This is a genomic window from Pseudomonas salicis (assembly GCF_057128705.1).
This window is the reverse complement of sequence record NZ_JBSKHU010000003.1, coordinates 365,517-381,601: the sequence shown is the minus strand read 5'-3', so window position 1 is coordinate 381,601 and position 16,085 is coordinate 365,517. Positions and strand designations below refer to the sequence as shown.

Annotated in this window: 14 protein-coding genes; 9 read left to right on the top strand and 5 right to left on the bottom strand. The window is 60.7% G+C overall.

The genetic code is table 11. The features are described 5' to 3' along the window. Positions 1–215: 215 nt before the first annotated feature. The 3 genes from hppD to glcC form a co-directional block, all read right to left on the bottom strand. Positions 216–1,292, bottom strand: a complete 1,077-nt coding sequence (gene hppD, locus ACWKWE_RS12470) for a 4-hydroxyphenylpyruvate dioxygenase (protein WP_483850686.1) — start codon at positions 1,290–1,292, stop codon at positions 216–218. Between the two features lie 142 nt (positions 1,293–1,434). Beyond that, positions 1,435–2,067 (bottom strand): maleylacetoacetate isomerase, encoded by a 633-nt coding sequence (gene maiA / locus ACWKWE_RS12465; protein WP_483850685.1) that lies wholly within the window; start codon positions 2,065–2,067, stop codon positions 1,435–1,437. Positions 2,068–2,148: 81 nt separating this feature from the next. Further along, positions 2,149–2,922, bottom strand: coding sequence for a transcriptional regulator GlcC (gene glcC, locus ACWKWE_RS12460; protein ID WP_483850684.1), 774 nt, complete (start codon positions 2,920–2,922; stop codon positions 2,149–2,151). A 301-nt stretch (positions 2,923–3,223) separates the two neighbouring features. On the opposite strand from glcC, the gene glcD reads away from it, so the two are divergent. The 5 genes from glcD (at position 3,224) to ACWKWE_RS12435 (ending at position 9,867) form a co-directional block, all read left to right on the top strand. Next, positions 3,224–4,723, top strand: a complete 1,500-nt coding sequence (gene glcD / locus ACWKWE_RS12455; RefSeq protein ID WP_483850683.1) for a glycolate oxidase subunit GlcD — start codon at positions 3,224–3,226, stop codon at positions 4,721–4,723. Next, on the top strand, positions 4,723–5,820 hold the full coding sequence (glcE, locus tag ACWKWE_RS12450; protein WP_483850682.1) for a glycolate oxidase subunit GlcE: 1,098 nt from the start codon (positions 4,723–4,725) through the stop codon (positions 5,818–5,820). The genes glcD and glcE overlap by 1 nt, the downstream gene beginning before the upstream one ends. Positions 5,821–5,822: 2 nt before the next feature. Next, positions 5,823–7,046, top strand: coding sequence for a glycolate oxidase subunit GlcF (glcF, locus tag ACWKWE_RS12445; RefSeq protein WP_483850681.1), 1,224 nt, complete (start codon positions 5,823–5,825; stop codon positions 7,044–7,046). A gap of 45 nt (positions 7,047–7,091) precedes the next feature. Beyond that, positions 7,092–7,499: a heme-binding protein gene (locus ACWKWE_RS12440; protein ID WP_166595106.1), complete on the top strand. Its 408-nt coding sequence runs from the start codon at positions 7,092–7,094 to the stop codon at positions 7,497–7,499. A 190-nt stretch (positions 7,500–7,689) separates the two neighbouring features. Continuing rightward, complete coding sequence (locus tag ACWKWE_RS12435; RefSeq protein ID WP_483850680.1) at positions 7,690–9,867, top strand: malate synthase G; 2,178 nt, start codon at positions 7,690–7,692, stop codon at positions 9,865–9,867. Between the two features lie 298 nt (positions 9,868–10,165). Here ACWKWE_RS12435 and gntR read toward each other — a convergent pair whose 3' ends face one another. Beyond that, entirely contained in the window at positions 10,166–11,182 is a 1,017-nt protein-coding gene (gene gntR, locus ACWKWE_RS12430) for an HTH-type transcriptional regulator GntR (RefSeq protein ID WP_341963857.1), read from the bottom strand. A 271-nt stretch (positions 11,183–11,453) separates the two neighbouring features. Between gntR and ACWKWE_RS12425 the strand changes: the two genes are divergently transcribed. The 3 genes from ACWKWE_RS12425 (at position 11,454) to csrA (ending at position 14,180) form a co-directional block, all read left to right on the top strand. Next, positions 11,454–11,969: a gluconokinase gene (locus ACWKWE_RS12425; protein ID WP_166595182.1), complete on the top strand. Its 516-nt coding sequence runs from the start codon at positions 11,454–11,456 to the stop codon at positions 11,967–11,969. A 115-nt stretch (positions 11,970–12,084) separates the two neighbouring features. Beyond that, positions 12,085–13,437 carry a GntP family permease gene (locus tag ACWKWE_RS12420; RefSeq protein WP_166595103.1) on the top strand — a complete coding sequence of 451 codons (1,353 nt, stop codon included), beginning with the start codon at positions 12,085–12,087 and terminating at the stop codon, positions 13,435–13,437. A gap of 551 nt (positions 13,438–13,988) precedes the next feature. Beyond that, entirely contained in the window at positions 13,989–14,180 is a 192-nt protein-coding gene (csrA, locus tag ACWKWE_RS12415) for a carbon storage regulator CsrA (protein WP_166595181.1), read from the top strand. A gap of 202 nt (positions 14,181–14,382) precedes the next feature. Here the strand turns inward: csrA and ACWKWE_RS12410 are convergent, their stop codons facing one another. Next, on the bottom strand, positions 14,383–14,625 hold the full coding sequence (locus ACWKWE_RS12410) for a DUF465 domain-containing protein (protein WP_166595102.1): 243 nt from the start codon (positions 14,623–14,625) through the stop codon (positions 14,383–14,385). A 178-nt stretch (positions 14,626–14,803) separates the two neighbouring features. Here ACWKWE_RS12410 and ACWKWE_RS12405 point away from each other — a divergent pair, with 178 nt between their 5' ends. Then, on the top strand, positions 14,804–16,048 hold the full coding sequence (locus ACWKWE_RS12405) for a M20/M25/M40 family metallo-hydrolase (protein WP_483850679.1): 1,245 nt from the start codon (positions 14,804–14,806) through the stop codon (positions 16,046–16,048). Positions 16,049–16,085 lie beyond the last annotated feature (37 nt).

Genomic DNA, 16,085 nt, shown 5'->3' with positions numbered 1-16,085 from the left:
TAAAACCCCGTCAGGCCTGGATATTGCGGGCTTCCCGAACACCTGTGGGAGCGAATTTATTCGCGAAGCGGCATTCCAGACGACACATCTTTAGCGTCTGCACGGGCTATTCGCGAATGAATTCGCTCCCACAGTTGATGCCGCGTCTGGCACTGAATGTTGCGGCGCCTCCGACAGTTGAAATGGCATCAACAATCAATTTCAACCGCTGACTCTCAATCCGCCGTCAGCACCCCACGGCGCAGTTGATCGCGCTCGATGGATTCGAACAGCGCCTTGAAGTTGCCCTCGCCGAAGCCGTCATCACCCTTGCGCTGGATGAATTCAAAGAACACCGGCCCCATCAGGGTTTCCGAGAAGATTTGCAACAGAAGACGCTGATTGCCACCTTCCGACGTGCCGTCGAGCAAAATCCCACGTGCCTTCAACTCATGTTCCGGCTCGCCATGACCCGGCAGGCGCCCTTCTAGCATTTCGTAATACGTCTCCGGTGGCGCGGTCATGAAGCGCATGCCCAAGGCTTTCAAGCGGTCCCAGGTGTCGATCAGGTCTTCGGTGAAGAACGCGACGTGCTGAATCCCTTCGCCGTTGAACTGCATCAGGAACTCTTCGATCTGCCCCGCGCCCTTCGACGACTCCTCGTTGAGGGGGATGCGGATCATGCCGTCGGGCGCCGTCATCGCTTTCGAAGTCAGGCCGGTGTATTCGCCCTTGATGTCGAAGTAACGGATTTCGCGGAAGTTGAATAGCTTTTCATAGAAGTTCGCCCAGTACGCCATTCGGCCGCGATAGACGTTGTGCGTCAGGTGATCGATGAATTGCAGCCCCGCCCCTTCCGGATGACGGTCGACGCCGTCGATAAACACGAAGTCGATGTCGTAGATCGACGTGCCCTCGCCAAAACGGTCGATCAGGTACAGCGGCGCACCGCCAATCCCTTTGATCGCGGGCAGGCGCAGCTCCATCGGCCCGGTGCCGATTTCAATCGGTTGAGCGCCGAGCTCCAGTGCACGTTTGTAGGCCTGTTGCGAATCCTTCACCCGGAACGCCATGCCGCACACGGAAGGACCGTGCTCGGCAGCGAAGTAGGACGCTTCGCTATGAGGCTCGTTGTTGAGGATGATGTTGATCGCGCCCTGGCGGTAAAGCGCCACGTTCTTGGAACGGTGGTTGGCGACTTTGGTGAAGCCCATCATCTGGAACACGGGTTCGAGGGTGTTGGGGGTTGGCGAGGCGAATTCAATGAATTCGAAGCCCATCAGGCCCATCGGGTTTTCGTAGAGATCAGTCACGGTCTTGCTCCTGCTAAAAAGTGAAATGCACGGCGGCGAGGATCACTGTTCAGCGGGTGGCGCGCAGGGAATGCCCCGAACGCTGCGGGCGAGGAAGTCGCCGAAGATCAATTGCAGACCGAAGATTTTCATGTAGGAAAGGTTACTCCGGCTTATCGGATTGCGCATCAGGATGCGCTTTTTGGAAGGCGGGGTGAGGCAGCGCCAGCGCTTCGACCCGGCAAATACGCGGGAACGCCGCCAGATCGACGTTGAACCGGCGCGCGGCATACAGCTGCGGCAGCAAATAGACATCAGCCAGACCGACGGCCCCGAAGCAGAACCCCTCGTCGCCGATCAGCGCCTCGACGGCCTTGAAGCCTTCAGTGATCCAGTGGCCGATCCAGGCGTTCACATCGCCGTCGTCATGGCCCAGGCCACGCAGACGATTCAGGACGGCAACGTTGTGCAGCGGATGAATGTCACAACCGATCAACGCCGCGACTTCACGATGTCGGGCACGCTGGAATAAATCGTCAGGCAACAGTGACGGTTGCGGATAGCGCTCTTGAAGGTATTCGATGATGGCGGGCGACTGAATGATCACCTCGCCCTCTTCCAGACGCAGCGCCGGCACGCGGCCCTGAGGATTGACCGCCAGATAATCAGCCTTGCGATGTTCGCCGCCGTCGCGGATCAGATTGACGGGAATGGCGTTGACCTCAAGCCCTTTCAGCGCCAGCGCAATGCGCACGCGGTAGCTAGAGGTCGAGCGGTAATAGGTGTAGAGATCCACGGGCAGGCCCTGCTTTTTTGTTATTTTCGTAAACGGTTTACGCTGTGCGTAAGTTGCGACATATCCCCATGAGAGTCAAGGTCAGGCCCACCCCTCCAACCGCAACGTCGCCCTCACCAACCGCTGCTCCTCGTCTTCAATCTCCCGCAGGTTCTCGCAAATGCTCTGAATGTGCGCCACGGCAGCCTTGCGCGCCTGCTCCGGCAGCCTTCCTGTCACCGCGTTGTAAAGCCTGGCGTGATGCCGGTCGATCTGGCGTTTCTGCTCATGCCGGTGATACAGGTTGTTGACCGAGGCAAACACGGTATTGAGCAGCAAATCCGTCAGCGAACGGAGGGTCTGCACCAGCACCGGGTTGTGGGAAGCTTCGCAGATGGCCAGGTGAAACGCGTGATCGAGCCGAGCGTGTTCGGGCGCAGGCAGTTCGTGATCGTGAGCGGCAACAAGGGCATCGTAGGCGCGGGTGATGAGGACAAAATCGGCGTCCGTCCCTCGCAGCGCCGCCAGCCGTGCGGACTCCCCTTCCAGCAGGCTGCGCACTTCGAAGAGGTCGTACAGGGTGCGCGGTTGCGAGGCGAACAGGTGCATCATTGGGGAAGCCGCGGTGACGCCCAGGCCGCCCATTTGCGCAACGAACGAGCCTTGGCCGTGGCGGGTGTCGATGATGCCCCGGGCACGCAAGAGTTTGAGCCCTTCGCGTAGCGCCGTGCGGGACACGCCGAGTTTTTCAGTCAGACGACGTTCGGAGGGCAGCAATTGCCCGACCTTGAGCACACCGTCGACGATCAGCCGCTCGATGCGTTCGCTGACCACGTCGGCGACTTGTTGCGGACGATCTGGTTTGAGGGTGTCCATGGTTTATGACGCCTTGCAAGAGGGTGAATACCGCGCATCTCCCGGCCTTCGACGCTCGCCCATAGTGGTATGACCAGCACTCATTGAGAGAGGCTTAAGACCTGCGACGTTTAACAACCCATTGATTTGACGATGTTTTGTTCAATCACATTGTGCAAACGCCAAAAAAAACTGGTTCGACCAGTGCGTTCAGACATGGACAGTAAATCCCGCGCAGCCAATGATGCAAGTCAGCCGTAGAACGTTCCCACCGCGAACGGGCCTTAATCAATAAGAACAAAACAGGGTTGCGAACCCCACCATGAATATTCTGTACGACGAACGCGTCGACGGCGCGCTGCCTGCAATCGACAAGGCCCAGCTGCTACAGGCCCTGCAGACCCGCCTCCCGGATCTGGACATCCTCCACCGCGAGGAAGAACTACGCCCCTACGAATGCGACGGCCTCTCCGCCTACCGCACCACGCCGATGCTGGTGGTGTTGCCCGAGCGGGTCGAGCAGGTGCAGACGCTGCTCAAGGTCTGCCACGAACGCGGCGTACCGGTGGTCGCTCGCGGGGCGGGCACCGGACTGTCCGGCGGCGCGCTGCCGCTGGAAAAAGGCGTGCTGCTGGTGATGGCACGCTTCAACAAGATTCTGCACATCGACCCCGCCGGACGTTTCGCCCGCGTGCAACCCGGCGTGCGCAACCTGGCGATTTCCCAGGCCGCAGCGCCGTATGACCTTTATTACGCCCCCGACCCGTCCTCGCAAATTGCCTGCTCCATTGGCGGCAATGTCGCGGAAAACGCCGGTGGCGTGCACTGCCTCAAATACGGCCTGACCGTGCACAACCTGCTCAAGGTCGACATCCTGACGGTCGAGGGCGAGCGCATGGTATTGGGCTCCGATGCGCTGGACACCCCCGGTTTCGACCTGCTGGCGCTGTTCACCGGCTCCGAAGGCATGCTCGGCATCATCACCGAGGTCACGGTCAAACTCCTGCCCAAGCCGCAAGTGGCGCGGGTGCTGCTGGCAGCCTTCGATTCGGTGGAGAAAGCCGGGCGCGCCGTGGGCGACATCATTGCCGAGGGCATCATTCCTGGCGGGCTGGAAATGATGGACAACCTGGCGATTCGCGCCGCTGAAGACTTCATTCACGCCGGTTACCCGGTGGACGCCGAAGCGATTCTGCTGTGCGAACTCGACGGCGTTGAGGCCGATGTGCACGCCGATTGCGATCGCGTGCGGGCCGTACTGGAAAAGGCCGGGGCCACGGAGGTGCGTCAGGCTAAAGACGAGGCCGAGCGCGTGCGCTTCTGGGCCGGTCGCAAGAACGCCTTCCCTGCCGTGGGTCGGTTGTCGCCGGATTACTACTGCATGGACGGCACCATCCCGCGTCGGGAATTGCCGGGCGTGTTGAAGGGCCTTTCCGCGCTGTCCGACGAATACGGCCTGCGCGTGGCCAACGTTTTCCACGCGGGCGACGGCAACATGCACCCGTTGATTCTGTTCGATGCCAACCAACCCGGCGAACTGGACCGTGCCGAAGCCTTGGGCGGCAAGATCCTCGAACTGTGCGTGAAGGTCGGCGGCAGCATCACCGGCGAACACGGCGTGGGTCGCGAGAAAATCAATCAGATGTGTGCGCAGTTCAACAGCGACGAACTGACCCTGTTTCATTCGGTAAAAGCGGCATTCGACCCCGGCGGCATGCTCAACCCCGGCAAGAACATTCCGACCCTGCATCGCTGTGCGGAATTCGGCTCGATGCATGTGCACATGGGCAAGCTGCCCTTCCCTGAACTGGAGCGTTTCTGATGGGTGCCGAACGTCAATTGAACCTCAGCGCGTCGGACCGCGACGCCAGCGACGTGCTGCTGGAACAGGTTAATCAGGCCATTCAAGTGGGGCTGCCGCTGCGCATTCAGGGCGCCAACAGCAAAGCGTTTCTCGGTCGCGAAGTGGCGGGTGAAGTGCTCGACACTCGCATGCATCGTGGGATTGTGACGTACGACCCGACTGAACTCGTGATCACCGCCCGCGCCGGAACCCCGCTCAGTGAGTTGAATGCCGCGCTTGAGGCGGCGGGCCAGATGCTGCCGTGTGAGCCACCGACCTACAGCGACGGTGGCGTGACCGACGCGACGGTAGGCGGGATGATTGCAGCCGGGCTGTCGGGGCCGCGTCGGCCCTGGTCCGGTTCGGTGCGGGATTTCGTTCTCGGGACTCGCGTCATCACTGGCCTGGGCAAGCATCTGAAATTCGGCGGCGAAGTGATGAAAAACGTCGCAGGTTATGACCTGTCGCGCCTGATGGCGGGCAGTTTCGGCTGCCTCGGCGTGATCACCGAGGTCTCGCTGAAAGTCCTGCCCAGGCCTCGGCTGTGCACCAGTCTCGCGCTGGAAATGGACAGCGTTCACGCCCTCGCCCGCCTGGCAGAATGGGGCCAGCAACCGCTGCCGATCAGCGCGGCGAGCCATGACGGGCGCGTGCTGCGATTGCGTCTGGAAGGTGGCGAAGGCTCGGTGGCCGCCGCTCACGATCGTCTCGGTGGCGAGTCCATCGACCCGATTTACTGGAGCGCGCTGAACGAACACCGGCTGGATTTCTTCACCGACGGCCGCCCGCTGTGGCGCCTGTCGTTGCCGACCAACACCGGGGTGCTGGACCTGCCGGGGGATCAACTGATCGACTGGGGCGGCGCGCAACGCTGGCTGAAAACCGACGCGCCGGGCAGCGATATTCGCGCCCTCGTCAGCGCGGTCGGCGGCCATGCGATCTGTTACAGCCATGGTCTGGACGACAGCCCGTTTCAGCCATTGGCGGAGCCACTCTTGCGCTATCACCGCCAGCTCAAGGCGAAACTCGATCCGCACGGAATCTTCAATCCGGGCCGAATGTACGCGGAGATCTGACCATGCAGACCACCCTGAGCGAACACGCGAAAAACCTGCCCCGCGCCGAAGAAGCGGAAAGCATTCTGCGCAGTTGCGTGCATTGCGGTTTCTGCAACGCCACGTGCCCGACCTATCAATTGCTGGGCGACGAGCTGGACGGCCCGCGTGGCCGGATCTACCTGATCAAGCAGGTGCTGGAAGGCCAGGAAGTCACTGAAAAGACCCAGCTGCACCTCGACCGCTGCCTGTCCTGTCGCAACTGTGAAACCACCTGCCCGTCCGGGGTGAATTACCACAACCTGCTGGACATTGGCCGGGCGGTGGTCGATGCCGCCGTGCCGCGTCCGATGAGTCAGCGCGTGATGCGGGAAAGCCTGCGTGCCGTGGTGCCGAACGCCGGGCTGTTCAAATCCTTGACCCAGATGGGCAACGCGTTTCGGCCACTGCTGCCCGGCGCGTTGAAGGACAAGCTTCCGGGCAAGATTCGTCCGGCCAAGGCGCGTCCCACCCAGCAGCACGCCCGTCAGGTGTTGATCCTCGAAGGCTGCGTGCAGCCAGGCCTGTCGCCCAACACCAATGCGGCGACGGCGCGGGTGCTGGATCGACTGGGCATCAGCGTCAAATCCATCGCTCAGGCCGGATGCTGCGGCGCGGTGGATTATCACTTGAACGCGCAGGCGCAAGGCCTGGAACGCGCCCGTCGCAACATCGACGCGTGGTGGCCGAGCGTGCAGGCCGGGGCCGAAGCCATCGTGCAAACGGCCAGCGGCTGCGGGGCGTTCGTCAAGGATTACGGGCACATGCTGCGGGACGACCCCGCCTATGCCGACAAGGCGGCGAAGATCAGCGCGCTGACCAAGGACCTGGTGGAAGTGATGCGCGCCGAGCCGCTGGAAAAACTCGGCGCCTGCACCAGTGTCAAGCTGGCGTTCCACTGCCCTTGCACCCTGCAACACGCGCAGAAACTGGGCGGCGCGGTGGAGTCGGTCCTGACGCGGCTGGGCTTCAACCTGACCGCCGTGCCGGACAGTCACCTATGCTGTGGCTCGGCGGGCACCTATTCGATCACCCAGCCGGTGCTCTCGAAGCAACTGCGCGACAACAAAATGAACGCGCTGGAAAGCGGCAACCCGGAGGTCATCGCGACCGCCAACATCGGTTGTCAGACCCATTTGGCCAGTGCCGGGCGCACCCCGGTCAAACACTGGATCGAACTTATCGAAGACGCCTTGCATCCCAGTTGATCACGGGCCGTCTTGCACACTGACCACACCCCTAAGGAGCGCTGCATGAAAACCAAAGCCGTATTGACCCAGACCGAAGTCACCCAGATCCTCGCTGCTGCCCGTGCCGAGGCGCAGGCCAATGGATGGGCGGTGTCGATTGCCGTGACCGATGACGGCGGCCACCTGCTGGGCTTCGAACGCCTGGACGGCTGCGCGCCGATCGGCGGCTACATCGCCATCGAAAAAGCCCGCACCTCGGCGCTGGGTCGTCGCGAATCCAAGGGCTATGAAGAAATGGTCAACGGCGGGCGCACCGCGTTCGTGACGGCGCCTTTGCTGACGTCGCTGGAAGGTGGCGTGCCGGTGATTGTCGGTGGCGAGACCATCGGCGCGGTGGGCGTGTCAGGGGTAAAGGCCGATCAGGACGCGCAAGTGGCCAAGGCTGGCGTGGCGGCCGTGAACGCAGGTTAAACCTCTCGAATTGACCCTTTCCAAATCCCTCGGGATTGATGGCTGAACGCAACCCCTGTGGGAGCGAATTCATTCGCGATTGGCCGGTACATCCGACACATCTCTATCGGGTGTACGTACGTCTCGCGAATGAATTCGCTCCCACAGAGACCGCATCAACCGTAAGCAGAATTTTTATGGAGACCCCGAGATGACCGAATTCGTCAACAGCCACAACCTCAAAGTGGCCGCCAATCTGAAACGCTTTGTCGACGAGGACGTGCTTCCCGGAACCGGGTTGAGCCCGGAGGTGTTCTGGGCCGATTTCGATTCGCTGGTCCACGACATGGCGCCGATCAACCGCGAGCTGCTGGCCGAGCGTGATCGCTTGCAGACCCAGCTCGATAAGTGGCACAAATCCAACCCGGGCCCGGTCACTGACATGCCCGCGTACATCGCCTTTCTCGATTCCATTGGCTACCTGCAACCGGTGCCCGATACCGTCCAGGCGACCACCAGCAAGGTCGATATCGAAGTCAGCGAACAAGCCGGTCCGCAACTGGTAGTACCTGCGGCCAACGCGCGCTACGCCCTTAACGCCGCCAACGCCCGCTGGGGTTCGCTGTACGACGCGCTGTACGGCACCGACGCGATTTCCAGCGCCAATGGCGCCGAGATCAAGGCCGGTTACAACCCGTTGCGGGGCGCCAAGGTGATCGCGTTCGCCCGCGCGCTGCTCGACGAGGCCGCCCCGCTCGCCTCCGGTTCCCACGTCGACGCCAAAGCCTACGCCGTGGACAGCGGCGCGCTGATTGTGACCCTCACCGACGGCAGCCAGTCGCCGCTCGCTCAGCCTGAAAAATACGTTGGTTATCAGGGTGATCTCGCACAGCCCACGGCGATTCTGCTGAAGAACCACGGCCTGCACATCGAAATCCAGCTCGACCCTACCAGCCCTATCGGCAGCTCCGATCCAGCAGGCATCAAAGACCTGCTGCTGGAAGCCGCGCTGTCGACCATCATCGATTGCGAAGACTCGGTGGCCGCCGTCGATGCGGACGACAAGCTGGTGATCTACCGCAACTGGCTGGGCCTGATGAAAGGCGACCTGACCGAGGAACTGGTCAAGGGCGGCAAGACGATCATTCGCCGCCTGAACCCTGACCGCGAATACGTGGGCGCGGACGGCGGTCGGCTGACCTTGCACGGTCGCTCGCTGCTGTTCATTCGCAACGTCGGCCACCTGATGACCAACCCCGCGATCCTGTACGACGGCAACAAGGAAATTCCCGAAGGCATTCTCGACGGCGTGATCACCAGCCTGATCGCCCTGCACGACCTCCACGACCGCACCAACTCGCGGACCGGCAGTGTGTACATCGTCAAACCGAAGATGCACGGCCCGGCGGAAGTGGCGTTCGCCGATCAGTTGTTCGGGCGCATCGAAGACGTGCTGAAGGTCCCGCGCAACACCCTGAAAATGGGGATCATGGACGAGGAACGGCGCACCAGCGTGAACCTCAAGGCCTGCATCAACGCGGCCTCGGCCAGGGTCGCGTTCATCAACACCGGTTTTCTGGACCGCACCGGCGATGAGATGCACACCTCGATGGAAGCCGGGCCGATGCTGCGCAAGGGCGACATGAAAGCCACCCCGTGGATCAAGGCCTACGAGCGCAACAACGTGCTGGTCGGACTGGCCTGTGGTTTGCGCGGTCGGGCGCAGATCGGCAAGGGCATGTGGGCGATGCCGGACCTGATGGCCGACATGCTGGAACAGAAAATCGGCCATCCGCAAGCTGGTGCGACGACAGCGTGGGTGCCTTCGCCAACGGCGGCGACGCTTCATGCGCTGCATTATCACAAGGTCGATGTGAAGGCCGTGCAGCAGACGCTGGAAAACATCGATCTGGACAGCGAGAGCGAACAGATCCTGCTGGACTTGCTGAGCATCCCGGTCGCTGCCGATCCGAAATGGACACCCGAGCAGATTCAGCAAGAAGTCGAAAACAACGCCCAAGGCCTGCTAGGCTACGTGGTGCGTTGGGTCGAGCAAGGGGTGGGCTGTTCGAAGGTGCCGGACATTCACAACGTCGGCCTGATGGAAGACCGCGCCACGTTGCGCATTTCCAGCCAGCACATTGCCAACTGGCTGCGCCATGGCGTGATTCATGAGCATGAGGCGATGGAAACCCTCAAGCGCATGGCCAAGGTCGTGGACAAACAGAACGCCGGGGACCGGGCCTATAAACCGATGACCGAGAATTTCGAGAAGTCGGTGGCGTTCCAGGCGGCGTGCGCACTGGTGTTCAAAGGCTGCGCGCAACCGAGCGGGTACACCGAACCGCTGTTGCACGAATTCCGATTGGCGTTCAAGAAGGAAGAGTGATTCTCAACGGCTGAAACGCGGTTCTGCTGTAGGAACGAATTTATTCGTGAAAGGCCAGTACATTCGATACAAAGATGTCGCCTGCAAGGCCGTCTCGCGAATGAATTCGCTCCCACAGGTTGATCGTGCCCACGCTCTGCATAGGGACGAGCACATCATCGTTCGTGAGTAAAACGCGACTCCACTGTAGGAGCGAATTCATTCGCGAAAGGCTCGTACACTCGATGCACATGTGTCGTCTGCAACGCCGTTTCGCGAATGAATTCGCTTCTCCAGATCGTTCAGTGACCGGCTGCGATCAGGTACTTTCCCGCACCACCAGCTCAAATCCCAGGTCCACCTGTTCCTCCTGCACATTGCCGTCCAGCAACCCGAGCAGCAATTGCGCGGCGCGCTGGCCGACCTGTTCGCGGGGAGTGCGGATCGAGGTCAGGCGCGGGACCATGTGCGCCGACCCCGGCAAATCGTTGAAGCCGATCAGCGACACTTGCTCAGGAATTTTAATGCCCCGACGCAGCGCTTCCAGCGTCGCGCCTTGGGCCAGGTCGTCGTTACAGAAGAAAATCCCGTCAACGTCCGGGTGCGCCTCCATCAACTGCGCGAACATCTCCCCGCCCAACCCGATCGATGACGGCATCGGCGTGGAAAACTGCAACGCCTCGTCATACAGCCCTTCCGCTTCCAGCGCCCCGCGAAACCCAGTGCCGCGCTGGATCACTCGCGGGTCCAGTTGCGCCGACACATAAGCCAGCCGCCGACGCCCGCGACTCAACAGATGCCGCGCCGCTTCGGCCCCCGCCTGCTGCTGCGAAAAACCCACGCAGGGCTCGCCGCGCTGAGGGTCGAGTTCCATCATGTGCACGCACGGCACGCCGCTGGTGGCCAACAAAGTCTGCGCCGCCTGGCTGCGGTCAAAACCGGTCAGCAAAATGCCTCTTGGGCGATTCGCCAAATGACTGCGCAGCAGGTTCTCTTCTTCGACCGGCGAGTAGTGATAGTTGCCGATCACCACCTCAAGCCCGCGAGGGCGCAATACGGTCTGAATCGCTTCGAGAGTTTCGATGAACAGCTGGTTGGACAGCGACGGCACCAGCACCACCACCGACTGACTCTGCGAGGACGCCAGAGCCCGGGCGGCAGGGTTGGCGACATAGCCTAGACTCAGCGCAGCCGCCCGCACCTTCTCCACCAATTCCGGCGCGACCGTGGCCACGCCGCGCAGGGCTCGGGACGCCGTAATGGGCGAGACAGCGGCCAGTTTCGCGACTTCATTCAGGGTAGGACGACCGGTGGAGCGGGAACCAATGCGTGTCATGCGTTGCCAACTGATTGGAAGTGAAAGCGAAGGGGTTGCGATTGTGTCGGATGGGCTCTAAGGTAGCGCTATCTCACGGAGGCCCGCAACTTCTTCGACCCATGCGTCGAATGGAGCCTATGCATCTCATGGATAAGCGAGATACCCATAACAATGACTACACCCGGAAACAGTCTTGCCGGATTTGCACACCATCCGACAAAGACAGCGCTGTCTTCGGGAAGAGGTTTTTATGACGACTGCTCCACCCGCTATCTCCGCCCTCGTGATCATGGGCGTTTCAGGCTGCGGCAAAAGTGCCGTGGGTGCTGAAATCGCCAAACACAGCGGTGGCCGCCTCATCGAAGGCGACGCCTTTCACCCCAAAGCGAACATCGAGAAGATGAGCGCTGGCCATCCCCTCAATGACGAAGACCGCGCAGGCTGGCTCACACGTCTGGGTGAAGAAGTCGCCGCCGCGCTGCGCAACGGCGAAAAGCCGATTCTCACCTGCTCCTCCCTCAAGCTGATTTACCGAGACCGCCTGCGCGCTGCCGTGCCGGGCCTGGGCTTCGTGTTTCTTGAGCTGACCAAAGAACTCGCCACCGAGCGTTGCGCCCACCGTCCGGGGCATTTCATGCCTGCCAGTCTGGTGGACAGCCAGTTCGCTACTCTCGAACCGCCGTACGGTGAAGACCGCACGTTGGTGGTGGACGCGACGAAATCGATCGAAACCATTGGCGTGGAAGCCGCCGACTGGTGGAAAGCCTCGCAAACCCCATCTGCCAACGCTCTCACCGGCTCCTGATTCAGGATCAGGCGTGAGCGACAAAGATAGCGCTGTCTTTTCAAGTACACACGGCAGTGAACAACAGCGTTGAGCAGTAGCTCCAAAAAAACAAAATACAACGGAGAGACACCCCATGTTCGGTATGACTCAAGAGACGTATCTACTCGTCGATGCGTTGGTGACCATCATTGGCCTCGTGCTATTGATCACCAAGTTTAAAGTCCACCCTTTTATTGCACTGACCATTGCAGCCGGTTTCCTCGGTCTGACCTCCGGGATGCCGGTCGACAAAGTCATGAAATCGTTCCAGGACGGTTTTGGCGGCGTGCTGGGCTTCGTCGGTATCATCCTCGGCCTGGGCACCATGCTCGGCAAGCTGATGGCCGATTCCGGCGGTGCCGACCAGATCGCCCAGACGCTGATCCGCCGCTTCGGCAAGGATCGCGTGCATTGGGCCATGATGTTTTCGGCGTTCCTCGTCGGCATCCCGCTGTTCTTCGAAATCGGTTTCGTGCTGTTGATCCCGTTGGTGTTCATCGTTGCCCGTCGCAGCGGCGTGTCCATCGTCAAGATCGGCATCCCGCTGCTGGCCGGTCTGTCCGCCGTTCACGGCCTGGTGCCCCCGCACCCGGGTCCGTTGCTGGCCATCGGCATCTTCAACGCTGACATCGGCAAGACCATTTTCTACGGCCTGATCGTGGCGTTCCCGACGGCAATCATTGCCGGTCCGATTTTCGGCAAGTGGATCGCCAACCGCATCCCCGGCAACCCCAACAAGGAGCTGATGGACCAGATCGCCAAGGAATCCACCAGCGAGAATCTGCCAAGCTTCGGCATTACGCTGGTGACCATTCTGCTGCCCGTGTTCCTGATGCTGCTGAAGACCTTCGCGGACGTGGCGCTGCCGAACGGCCACATCTTCCGCATCTGGATGGACTTCATCGGTCACCCGATCGCCGCCCTGCTCTTCGCCCTGCTGCTGGCGTTCTACACCTTCGGTTCGGCCCGTGGCTTCAGCCGCGAGCAGATCATCAAGCTGCTGGACCAGAGCCTTGCGCCGGTCGCGGCCATCGTGCTGATCGTCGGTGCGGGCGGTGGCTTCAAGCAAATGCTGGTGGACAGCGGCGTCGGCAACCTGATCGGTCACATGGCCGTTCAGGCGCAGATCTCGCCGATCCTGCTGGCGTGGCTGGTAGCCGCGGTGATTCGTGTGGCCACCGGTTCCGCGACCGTGGCGACCATCACCGGTGCCGGTATCGTTGCGCCGGTCGTGGCGCTGGTGCCAGGCGTCAACCGTGAGCTGCTGGTGCTGGCCACCGGCGCGGGCTCGCTGATCCTGTCCCACGTGAACGACGCCGGTTTCTGGCTGGTGAAGCAGTACTTCAACATGACCGTGGTCGAGACCCTGAAAACCTGGACCGTGATGGAAACCATCCTGTCCGTGGTCGGCATCATCCTGATCATGCTGTTGTCGTTGGTGGTCTGATCCGCTGACCGCTGCACACGCTTCGCAACACCCCATGCCCACCCTCGCGGTGGGCATGTCAGTTCTGAATCCCTCCCGATGCTTGAGCGCCCTCCATAGGCCGTCCTATACGTGCTATTCCCCCAAATGGTGGGCATAACACTATTTCTTTCCTCGCGTTCTCACTTTGCCGTCACACAATTCGGAAGTCTCCTACACTGCTCTAGGAGATCGCGCACAGGCAATTCCGCGAAAAATTTCATCGCCGCCCGGCACGAGTTCTTTGCAATAAATGCGAAAGGAGTGTGCAATAGGCGCCGCTCCGGATTTGGCTATGGAAGTCATAGCCAATCTGTAGGGGACTTACTGCACCAAAGCAGGCAAAAATTCGTGTGCCAGTTGGCCTCAGGGAAACCCCGCCAATGACAAGAAGATGAACCTGGGGAATTAAAAACGTACCAACGGCGTCATACTGATGAACGCATTTGGATGCACTCGGCAATAACCACCACCCAAAGGCTAACGCCAGCCTCCTGGTAGAGGCGCTTCAAGAGGCCATCAAGGAAAAGATTATGTTGATACTCACCCGCAAAGTCGGCGAAAGCATAAACATTGGTGACGAAATCACTGTCACCATTCTGGGCGTTCAGGGCCTTCAGGTCAGACTCGGCATCAACGCGCCGAAGAACGTTTCAGTACACCGTGAAGAAATCTACAAACGTATCCAAGCCGAGATCGCGCCAAACCAAGAGCCACAACAGTAAGCCAACCCGGTTCATCTTCTTATTACGTCGTCTGCCACTGCCCGGTGACAGACAAAAAAGAAACGGCGCATGCCCCGGCGCCGTTTTTTTTCGCGTAAGTTTTGGATCCATGAGACGTTCACGCTCAAGACGCGAAGCTCAGACTAAAACGGCGACCACGCCAGAGAGTGCCCGCCGTATTGATCACCGGAACCCAAGCCAATCAGTGAAGTGACGTGACCTGCTGGACGATCTTGTCCTTGGCCAGCAAACGTTTTTCCTTGAGTTTCTTTAGCTGGTCGTCCGAGACATCCCCCGCAGACCCCGCCTCTGCCTTGACGATATCGGCATCCAGCGTTTCATAGTCATCCACCAACTGATTGAGCTTGGCATCTTTGCTCCGATGCTTGCCCAGTTCGTCCCGGGTGATGTTCAAATCGGCGTACAAATCGTGCTTGACGGGCATGGTGCGCTGCTCCTCTGACTGCGGATGTTGAAGTATTGAGGGTAGCTCACGGCAAAGGTTCGACGTTTTTTGCCGAGCCGCCGGACCGCTCGCCATGTCGCATTTCGACATGCACAATCCTGTACAAGCCGCTAGGGTATGAACCGAAACCTTCCATAACAACATCAAGGATCGACCCATGACGCTGCCTTTCGCCCGTTCCTTACTCACCAGTACCCTGGCCCTGAGCCTCGCCTTTCTGGCCGTTCCCGCTGCCCTCGCAGAACCCCATAAACAAGTGCAAGCCGATGCCGAGCAGTACAAGGACGAAGCGCTGAAACTGCTGGAACTTCTCGTCAATATCGACACGGGCTCCGGCTATGAGCCCGGTCTGACGCAGGTACGGGAAATCACTGTCGAGGAACTGAAAAAACTCGGCGCCACCATCGAGACCATTCCCAATACCGCGCCTGACAAAAGCAGCCATGTAGTCGCCACCCTCAAAGGCACCGGCAAGGCGAAAATCCTGCTGATGGCGCACATGGACACTGTGTTCAAGGAAGGCTCGGCCGCCGCCCGCCCTTTCCACATCAAAGACGGCCGCGCGTACGGGCCGGGGGTGATGGACGACAAGGGCGGGATCGTCGCCGGACTTTATGCGCTGAAGATTCTGAAGAACCTGGACTTCAAGGACTACGCGCAGATCACCTTCCTGCTCGACGCCAGTGAGGAAACAGGCTCCAAGGGCGCGACCGAGCTGATCCAGAAAGTGGCGAAGCAGCACGATGTGACGCTGAACCTTGAACCGGGTCGTCCTGCCGATGGTTTGGTGGTGTGGCGCAAAGGCAGCGCGACGGCGGTGGTCGAAGTGAAAGGCAAGGCCTCCCATGCCGGGGTCGCGCCGGAATTGGGCCGTAATGCGGCGATGGAGGCTGCGCACCAGATCCTGCAACTGGGTCAGTTGGGCGACGCCGAGAAGAAAACCACCATCAACTTCACCGTGCTCAATGCCGGGGATCGGGTGAACGTGATCCCGGATCAGGCAACGGCCAAGGCGGACGTACGCGCAGCGGTGCCGGAGGAATTCGACCGCATCGAAAAAGACCTGGCGCGGGTCTCGGCCAACAAGCTGATTCCGGAAACCGAAGTGACCACCCACCTGGACCGTGGCCTGCCACCGATGCCGCAGACGGCGGAGTCGGACAGACTGGTGGACATGGCGCAAGGCATTTACGGCGAAATCGGCCGCAAATTGACCATCGAAGGCAGCGGCGGCGCGGCGGACGCCAGCCTGTCGGCAGGGGTTGGCGTGCCGACGCTGGACGGCTTCGGCATCGTCGGCGGCAATATCCACACGCCGGAGGAATACGCCGAAGTGGACAGCGTCTCGCCACGAATCTACCTGCTGACGCGGATGATCATGGAACTGGCGAAGGCGAAGTGACTGATCGCCACGCTGGATACGCATGACCAAGGGTGAG